The sequence below is a fragment of the Anaerotignum sp. genome, from assembly GCF_031981185.1.
Lineage (GTDB): Bacteria > Bacillota > Clostridia > Lachnospirales > Anaerotignaceae > Chakrabartyella.
Genome location: NZ_DALYUL010000006.1, coordinates 54,355 through 61,973, shown reverse-complemented (window position 1 = coordinate 61,973; position 7,619 = coordinate 54,355). Strand labels below are relative to the sequence as shown.

General features: G+C 42.7%; 7 protein-coding genes and 1 pseudogene. 1 reads left to right on the top strand and 7 read right to left on the bottom strand.

What is annotated here, in order from left to right; translation table 11 throughout:
• A partial coding sequence (locus tag RTK36_RS04830) for an SCP2 sterol-binding domain-containing protein (RefSeq protein ID WP_312044864.1) occupies positions 1 to 1,260 on the top strand: 1,260 nt, incomplete at its 5' end.
• 130 nt (positions 1,261 to 1,390) lie between these two features.
• Here the strand turns inward: RTK36_RS04830 and RTK36_RS04825 are convergent.
• The 7 genes and pseudogenes from RTK36_RS04825 to RTK36_RS04795 form a co-directional block, all read right to left on the bottom strand.
• Entirely contained in the window at positions 1,391 to 1,687 is a 297-nt protein-coding gene (locus RTK36_RS04825) for a phage holin (protein ID WP_312044863.1), read from the bottom strand.
• Positions 1,688 to 1,992: 305 nt separating this feature from the next.
• Positions 1,993 to 3,690 carry an acetyl-CoA carboxylase, carboxyltransferase subunit beta gene (accD, locus tag RTK36_RS04820; protein WP_312044862.1) on the bottom strand — a complete coding sequence of 566 codons (1,698 nt, stop codon included), beginning with the start codon at positions 3,688 to 3,690 and terminating at the stop codon, positions 1,993 to 1,995.
• A gap of 5 nt (positions 3,691 to 3,695) precedes the next feature.
• Positions 3,696 to 5,010: pseudogene (locus RTK36_RS04815) on the bottom strand (acetyl-CoA carboxylase biotin carboxylase subunit).
• A gap of 4 nt (positions 5,011 to 5,014) precedes the next feature.
• Complete coding sequence (locus RTK36_RS04810) at positions 5,015 to 5,431, bottom strand: 3-hydroxyacyl-ACP dehydratase FabZ family protein (protein WP_312044861.1); 417 nt, start codon at positions 5,429 to 5,431, stop codon at positions 5,015 to 5,017.
• A gap of 1 nt (position 5,432) precedes the next feature.
• Positions 5,433 to 5,888: an acetyl-CoA carboxylase biotin carboxyl carrier protein gene (accB, locus tag RTK36_RS04805; RefSeq protein ID WP_312044860.1), complete on the bottom strand. Its 456-nt coding sequence runs from the start codon at positions 5,886 to 5,888 to the stop codon at positions 5,433 to 5,435.
• A gap of 2 nt (positions 5,889 to 5,890) precedes the next feature.
• Positions 5,891 to 7,123 carry a beta-ketoacyl-ACP synthase II gene (gene fabF / locus RTK36_RS04800; RefSeq protein ID WP_312044859.1) on the bottom strand — a complete coding sequence of 411 codons (1,233 nt, stop codon included), beginning with the start codon at positions 7,121 to 7,123 and terminating at the stop codon, positions 5,891 to 5,893.
• A 9-nt stretch (positions 7,124 to 7,132) separates the two neighbouring features.
• Positions 7,133 to 7,619: 3-oxoacyl-ACP reductase family protein (locus tag RTK36_RS04795; RefSeq protein WP_312044858.1), on the bottom strand; the 487-nt coding region annotated here is incomplete at its 5' end.

The window sequence follows — 7,619 nt, the reverse complement described above, 5'->3', positions numbered from 1 at the left end:
AAAGAAGAAAGCGAAAGCGGAGATCATCCCAAACGCTTCGATCTGTCCCATCAAAAGCATCTTATTATTTCAACCTGTGGCTTTTGGACAACTGTACATAATTACGATTCTGTTCTTTCCATGTTTGATCACTTTCTAGGAAAAGATATCTATACAACCATCCTGTGTGGACAAGGAGAATTGTTTCATATCCCTGAGCTAAACCGGCGTACAGACGCTTATCTGGAAATCGTTCGTCGTGCAGGAGCAGAATATGCGGCAGGAGGCATTCGTTTAGAAACACAGGCTAAACTGGCAGAACCATTATATTCACAGGATGTGTTCGAAAAAATGGCAGATGCCTCTTGGGGAATTACAAAAAGTGAAAATGCAGAAATAATTCCAGATGAAAGCCTTAGCTTCACAACACAAATGGCAGCCTTGTACAACCCCGATGGGAAAGAACGAGTTTTGGAGTTTCATTATACGGACATTGATAAAACCTATCAAATACTGCTATCCAAACAAGGTTCTGAAGTTATCACCGATGGATTTAGGCCGTATTCTACAAAGATTGAAACACCATTTTCCCTCTGGCGCGCTATATCCCGCAATGAAATTTCAGGCCAGGATGCCCTATTTCAAAAACGTTATCAAGTCCATGGGGATTTTAGCCTCATGTTAAGATGGGATGAGCTATTTGGTACTTCTACACCCCAAGAAAAATCTGACAACGCCCCTCCCTGCAAAACCAATATGCTGGTTCTCCTTGCACCATGGATTGTCATTTGGACGGGTATGGCAATCAATTCTACCGTTGGCAGCATCGCCGCAATTTTCACTACGGCACTGATTCCATTATTATGGCTGATATATAGACCTGTCATCTTTGAGCAAATCGGCATTCCTATGGTTGTAGGAGTCTCACTGGCAGGTTTAATGGGTATAGATGTAAGGTTTATTGTCACAGCCAGCTATTTCTTATTCGGACTATTATGGTTGATTGGCGCATTTACCAAAATACCCCTTACCGCTTACTATAGTGCGGCCAAATATGGGGATGAAATTGCTTTGTCAAATCCTCTTTTCATCAAAACAAACCGCATATTAACTGCCGCATGGGGTGTGATTTTTCTTCACTCAGCCGTCTGGACTTATATCTTGATGAATACTACCCTTTCCCCTTACATTGGTATCATCAATAATATCGTACCTGTACTCATGGGTATTTTTACAGCATGGTTCCAGAAGTGGTATCCCGCAAGATACGCAAGAGGGTAGTCAGGCATGATCCCCAAAATGAACATCAGAAACCTATTAGCCTCCCTCCACTTGTGAGAGTTATATTTATATGATATTCAACCTCCTAGCTCAAATGCCTAGGGGGTTTTGTTTTTGGAATGCTTGCTACTTATGCCTTATAATCCTTATCGGTCTGTTTTTCAGAATCATCTCTAGGCTTAGAGTAACTTAATGCCTGCTTGCTGTCACAAACTCCTTTTGTTGTAGGATCTGCCACTACACCAATCACAGCCAAAATCACACTAAACAATAAAAACGGATTGCCTAACACATTTTTTATTTCTTCCACTACCAAAGCCCAACTGGTAAAATCCTCTGGCTTTGCTCCTATGGTTGACATGATTACCCCAAATAAACCAATCCAGAAATAGGGATTTTTAAAACGTACCTTCCAGTTTATTTTCATTTTTCACACCTTCCCTTTTTAATTTAATTAGGAGATACCCCTTAATTTTGTATGTTTACCATCAGATTTCCCCATACACAAAACTAAAAGTTGAAGCATAGCCGAAGAAATGACGCAATATCATAGTGAAGCTTCTAATTTTGGAATATCATCCATTTTTCGAAGGCATAGCCTTTATAATACTATATAATCATTCAAGCCGTTGTATTTCAAATAAATAAAAGAGAATGGTAGTAATTAAAACAGTAGTTGATACATTACAAATAAAAAAAACCGCCTCTCCAAAAGAAAAGCGGTTTCATACCTTATTTAATTTCGCTCCAACGGCCTAGTTTGCGAAATCTTTCATATCTTTTTTCACTGATATTAGGAGAATCTTTGTAAATCTCCTTAAAATCACCCATAAGGGTGCCTTTCAATTCATGACACATTTCTTCAAAACACACAAAATCTTCATATATAATGCGCTCTGCAACGCCAAAACGCTTCATATCCTCGGCAGTAATGCATAGGCATTTTGCCGCTTCTGCGGAAGCTTCCGGAGAAGATGCACCCCATAAAATGCTGGCACAGCCTTCAGGGGATATCACGGAAAACACAGCATTTTCCAACATATATAGTTTATTCGCAACAGATAGTCCCAAAGCGCCACCACTACCACCTTCGCCGATAACAACTGTTATCACAGGCGTTGTTAAAGCCATCATTTCCATCAAATTATCAGCAATGGCCTGCCCCTGTCCTCGTTCTTCCGCTTCCTCGCCGCAAAAAGCTCCTGCGGTGTCAACCAAACAAATAATGGGTCTTTGAAATTTTTCTGCCTGCTTCATTAAGCGTAACGCCTTACGATAACCTTCGGGCATAGGGCTACCAAAATTGCATTGAATGCGCTCTTCCAGGTTCCTGCCTCTTTCAATTCCAATAAAGGTAACAGGCATTTCTCCCAGCATTCCGATGCCTCCTACAATGGCTTTGTCATCAGCATACTTTCTATCTCCGTGAAGCTCTGTTCTATCTGTAAACATCTGCTCAATGTAAGCCCTAGCCGTTGGACGATCTTGGGCTCTTGCAGTCAGCACTCTTTCGTAAGGAGCCAACTCATTGAATTTATATTTTTCAGCCTCTTGGCGATATAGAGCATTTTCTAAAGCCCGATGATGATCTTTCATTTCATGCTGATGAAGGAGTTTGGCAATGGTCTTTCTCAACTCAGTTCTTGGCACAATGGCATCTACAAACCCGTGTTCCAACAAAAATTCCGCCTTCTGAAAACCATCAGGCAATTTTTTCTTGGTGGTTTGCTCGATAACTCTACGCCCTGCAAAACCTATGGTTGCATTGGGCTCAGAAAGGATAATATCTCCAAGCATAGCAAAGCTGGCACTCACGCCTCCCGTGGTAGGGTCAGTCAAAACGGTAATATATAAACCGCCTCGCTTGCTGTGATAATCCACTGCTCCACTCACCTTGGCCATCTGCATCAAAGAGAGAATTCCTTCCTGCATTCTTGCCCCACCGGAGCAAGTAAAACCTACTACAGGTAGACTTTCCTTCGCCGCATATTCAAACAGCCTTGCCAACTTTTCTCCTACAACAGACCCCATACTGCCCATCATAAATTGAGGTTCCATGACAAATAACGCGCAAGGCTGACCTTTAAAAGAAGCACGACCGCATAATACTGCCTCATCCTCTCCTGAACCCATCTTACCACTTTCCAACTTTATATCATAACCGGGAAAGTCAAGGGGATCAACAGTTATAAGCTCCGTCAATATCTCTTGAAAACTGCCTTTGTCACAAAGAGCCTTTACTCTGGTTCTTGCCCCAATACGAAAATGATGACCGCATGAAGGGCATACCATTTTATTTTTAGCAACATTCCGTTTTGTATCAAAAGACTTACAAACGGGACAGCGCATTTTTTCATCTACAACAGGGGTAATACCCCCTTCTTCCAAATAATTCTTCGATTTGCGGAATAAACCCACGATATCATGCAAATGAATCACTTCCCTTCCGCTAAGATTTCAGGCAAAATCAGGGTATCATATGCACCCTTCCAAAAAATTTTGCTTCGTACCAGCTTTAACTGATCTTCTATATTTGTTTCAACGCCTTGAATAATCATTTCACACAAAGCCGCCTCCATTTTACGGATGGCATCCTCTCTGGTGTTTGCAAAAACAATCAGTTTCCCTAGCATGGAATCATAAAAAGGCACAACCTCACATTCCTGAATTAAAGCCGTATCAAAGTGTACCCTTGCGCCTCCGGGAATATGAAGAAAATCAATTTTACCCGTAGACCTTGCATTTATACGGCATTCAATGGAATGCCCTTTTATGTGAACATCCTCCTGCTTGAAATCTAAAGGAATTTGGCAGGCAATGCGTATCTGCCATTTTACGATATCAACGCCGCTGATTTCCTCGGTAATGGGATGCTCTACCTGTAAACGGGTGTTCATTTCAATGAAATAAAATTCCCCATTGGGCGCCAGCAAAAATTCCACCGTTCCCGCATTGGTGTAGTTTGCAGCCTTTGATTGCCGCCTCCATCATTTTAGAGCGAATTTCCTGTGTCATTACAGGGCTGGGGGTTTCCTCCAACACCTTTTGCTTATTCAACTGTAGAGAACAATCTCTTTCTCCCAAGCAAACCATGTTTCCATAGGTATCTGCTAAAATTTGCATTTCCACATGGCGCACATGAGTTAAATATTTTTCCAAAAATACATCTCCATTACCAAAGGCACTTTTTGCCTCTGCCGATGCGGTAAGAAATGCATTTTCCAGCTCTTCTTTGGAATTAACCACTCTTATCCCTTTACCACCGCCACCGGCTGTAGCCTTTACCAATAAAGGAAAGCCGATCTCTTCTGCCAAAGCTTTTGCTTCCGAAACATCCTTTAAAATTTCTGTTCCGGGAACAACAGGCACACCAATTTCCTTCATCAGCCTGCGGGCATTGTCTTTGTCTCCCATGCTCTCCATAACTTGGCTTTTGGGTCCAATAAATACAATATCATTTGCTTCACAAAGGGCGGCAAATTCGGCATTTTCCGAAAGAAATCCGTATCCGGGATGGATGGCGCCGGCGTTGCAGGCCATAGCAGCACTAATGATATTTTTTTGATTTAGGTAGCTCTCCGTGGCACTTTTTCCGCCAATACAGATTCTTTCGTCTGCCAAAGCAACAGGCAGAGAATTGCGGTCTGCCTCGGAATACACCGCTACTGTTTCAATTCCCATTTCCTTGCAGGCACGAATGATGCGCACTGCGATTTCTCCACGATTTGCCACGAGAATTTTTGTAAACATATACTCAAGTCTCCTTTATTAATGCAAACGAAAACTCTGCACTCACGCACAGCTTTCCGTTTACGAAGCCTTTTCCTTCAGCCCAGTAAAACACACCTTTATTTTTAATCAACTTACATTGTGTTTCAATCACATCGCCGGGGCGCACACTGTTTTTAAAGCGTACTTTCTCAAGGCCTGTAAAAAAAGGTGTTGTCCCTGCATTTCCCTCTGAAAGGAGCACACAGGCCGACTGTCCTAAAATTTCACAAAGAATGACGCCAGGTACAACAGGGTTATCAGGAAAATGTCCCTGCAAAAACCATTCATCGCCTGTAATGGTTTTCTTACCATAAGCAACGCCATCGGAAAGTTCTGCCTCGTCAATCAAAAGCATAGCATCTCTGTGAGGCAATATTTTTTTAATTTCCTCTAGATTCATGTTAAGCCTCCTCACGAATGCAAACCAACACTTGCCCGTACTCTACTATCTGACCATTATCCACAGGAACTGCCACAACCTCGCCGTCCTTTTCCGCTTCAATGGTATTGAACATTTTCATAGATTCCACAATACAAACAGGATCACCCTTCTTCACCTTATCGCCAACTTTCACATAAGGCGCAGCGCCTGCTTGAGCTGCTAGATAAACAGTACCAACCAAAGGGGATTTCTGCTCATAAGCTGAAGGGGTTTCCTCAACTATTTTCTTCTCCTCCATGGTTATCGTCGTCTCTTCCTGGAAAAAATCAATTTCCTTTGGCATTTCCTGCAAAACAACCTTACCACTAGCAGATTCTAAAACCAGACGAACATCACCCTCAGTTAAATCCAGCTTTGTCAACTGATTCTGTTTTAATATTTTAGCCAATTCTGATATTTTTTTGAGTTCCATCATCATCAATCCTCTATTTTTCTAAATGCCACACAGGCGTTATGTCCACCAAAACCCAAGGAGGTAGAAAGAGCACCTTCCAAAGCCGCTTTCACTGCAACATTGGGTGTATAATTCAAATCACACTGTGGATCTTGCTCCTTTAAGTTAATGGTAGGGGGCACCATGCCATTTTTCATTGCCAAAATAGCAGCAATGGCTTCCACCGCACCGGCGGCACCCAGCATATGTCCTGTCATAGACTTCGTGGAGCTGATATGCAACTTCCCTGCATCTTCACCAAAAGCGTTGTGAATAGCATGGGTTTCCACTGTATCATTCATGGGTGTTCCCGTTCCATGGGCATTATAATAAAGCTTTTCTACCTCAATACCTTCCAGACCCTTTACTGCATCTCGAATTGCTTTTGCACTTGCCTTTGCCTCAGGGGATGGCGCTGTCACATGGTGAGCATCACAGGTAGACCCATAGCCTACCACTTCTGCATAAATTTTAGCACCTCTTGCCTTAGCATGCTCGTAGTCCTCTAAAATCAAAGTACCTGCACCCTCGCCCATAACAAAGCCACCTCTTCTGCTATCAAAGGGCAGAGACGCGCCATCAGGATCTTCAGAAGGGCTTAACGCCATACAACTGCCGAACCCTGCGATAGCCAAAGGTACAATTGCAGCCTCACTGCCTCCGCAAATTGCCGCGGTTGCATATCCGTGCATAATAGCACGATACCCCTCGCCAATTGCAGTGGTTCCTGTGGCACAAGCAGTGGTAACAGAAACACAAGCACCCTCTGCACCATAGCGAATGGCAATATTACCTGCCGCAATATTGCTAATCATTTTAGGGATAAACAAAGGTGATACTTTTCTTGCTCCTTTTTCAGCCAAGGTTGTGCTGCTTTCGCAAAAAGTCTCAAAACCACCAATACCAGAACCGAAATATACAGCCAGTTCTTCTTTGTCTACATTGCCTTCCAAGCCGCTGTCTTCCATTGCCTGAGCGGTAGCCGCCAACGCATAAATTGAAAAACGGTCTAATTTTTTTGTCGCCAATTTTTCCATATATAAGGTAGGCTCAAAATCTTTTAATTCTGCCGCCAAGCGATATTTGCTGTCAGAAGTATCAAAACGAGTGATAAATGAAATTCCGTTTTTCCCTTCCACTAAGCCTTGCCAAAAGCTTTCCACTGTATTTCCAATGGGGGTCACCGCCCCTAAACCTGTTACAACAACTCTTCTCATACAAACCTCCTACATTGCCATGCCGCCGTCGATGCGGATTACTTCGCCAGTAATATAATCCGATGCATCGCTGGCAAGGAATAGTGCTAATTTTGCCACATCCTCTGCCTGCCCAAAGCGTTTCATGGGAATCGCGTTTTTAATTTCATCATTTGAAGTGAATGTTTCTGTCATATCTGTTGCAATAAAACCGGGAGCAATGGCATTGCAGCAAACCCCACGGGATGCCAATTCCTTTGCCACTGATTTTGTCAGTCCGATCAAACCTGCCTTAGATGCGGAATAGTTGGATTGACCTGCATTTCCCATTAAGCCCGAAACCGAGCTGATATTAATAATTTTCCCGCTTTTCTGTTTCAAAAACAGTGGGTATGCCTGCTTAATCATGTAAAAGGCGCCCTTTAAATTAGTGTCTACCACACTGTCAAAATTCTCAACTTTCATCATAGGAATCAAACTGTCCTTTGTAATTCCCGCGTTGTTTACTAAAATATGA

Bases quoted from the DNA above. Each gene is read 5' to 3' on its own strand.
- RTK36_RS04825 (WP_312044863.1), bottom strand. From the start codon at position 1,687: ATGAAAATAAACTGGAAGGTACGTTTTAAAAATCCCTATTTCTGGATT.
- RTK36_RS04810 (WP_312044861.1), bottom strand. From the start codon at position 5,431: ATGAATCTAGAGGAAATTAAAAAAATATTGCCTCACAGAGATGCTATG.
- accB (WP_312044860.1), bottom strand. From the start codon at position 5,888: ATGATGGAACTCAAAAAAATATCAGAATTGGCTAAAATATTAAAACAG.
- fabF (WP_312044859.1), bottom strand. From the start codon at position 7,123: ATGAGAAGAGTTGTTGTAACAGGTTTAGGGGCGGTGACCCCCATTGGA.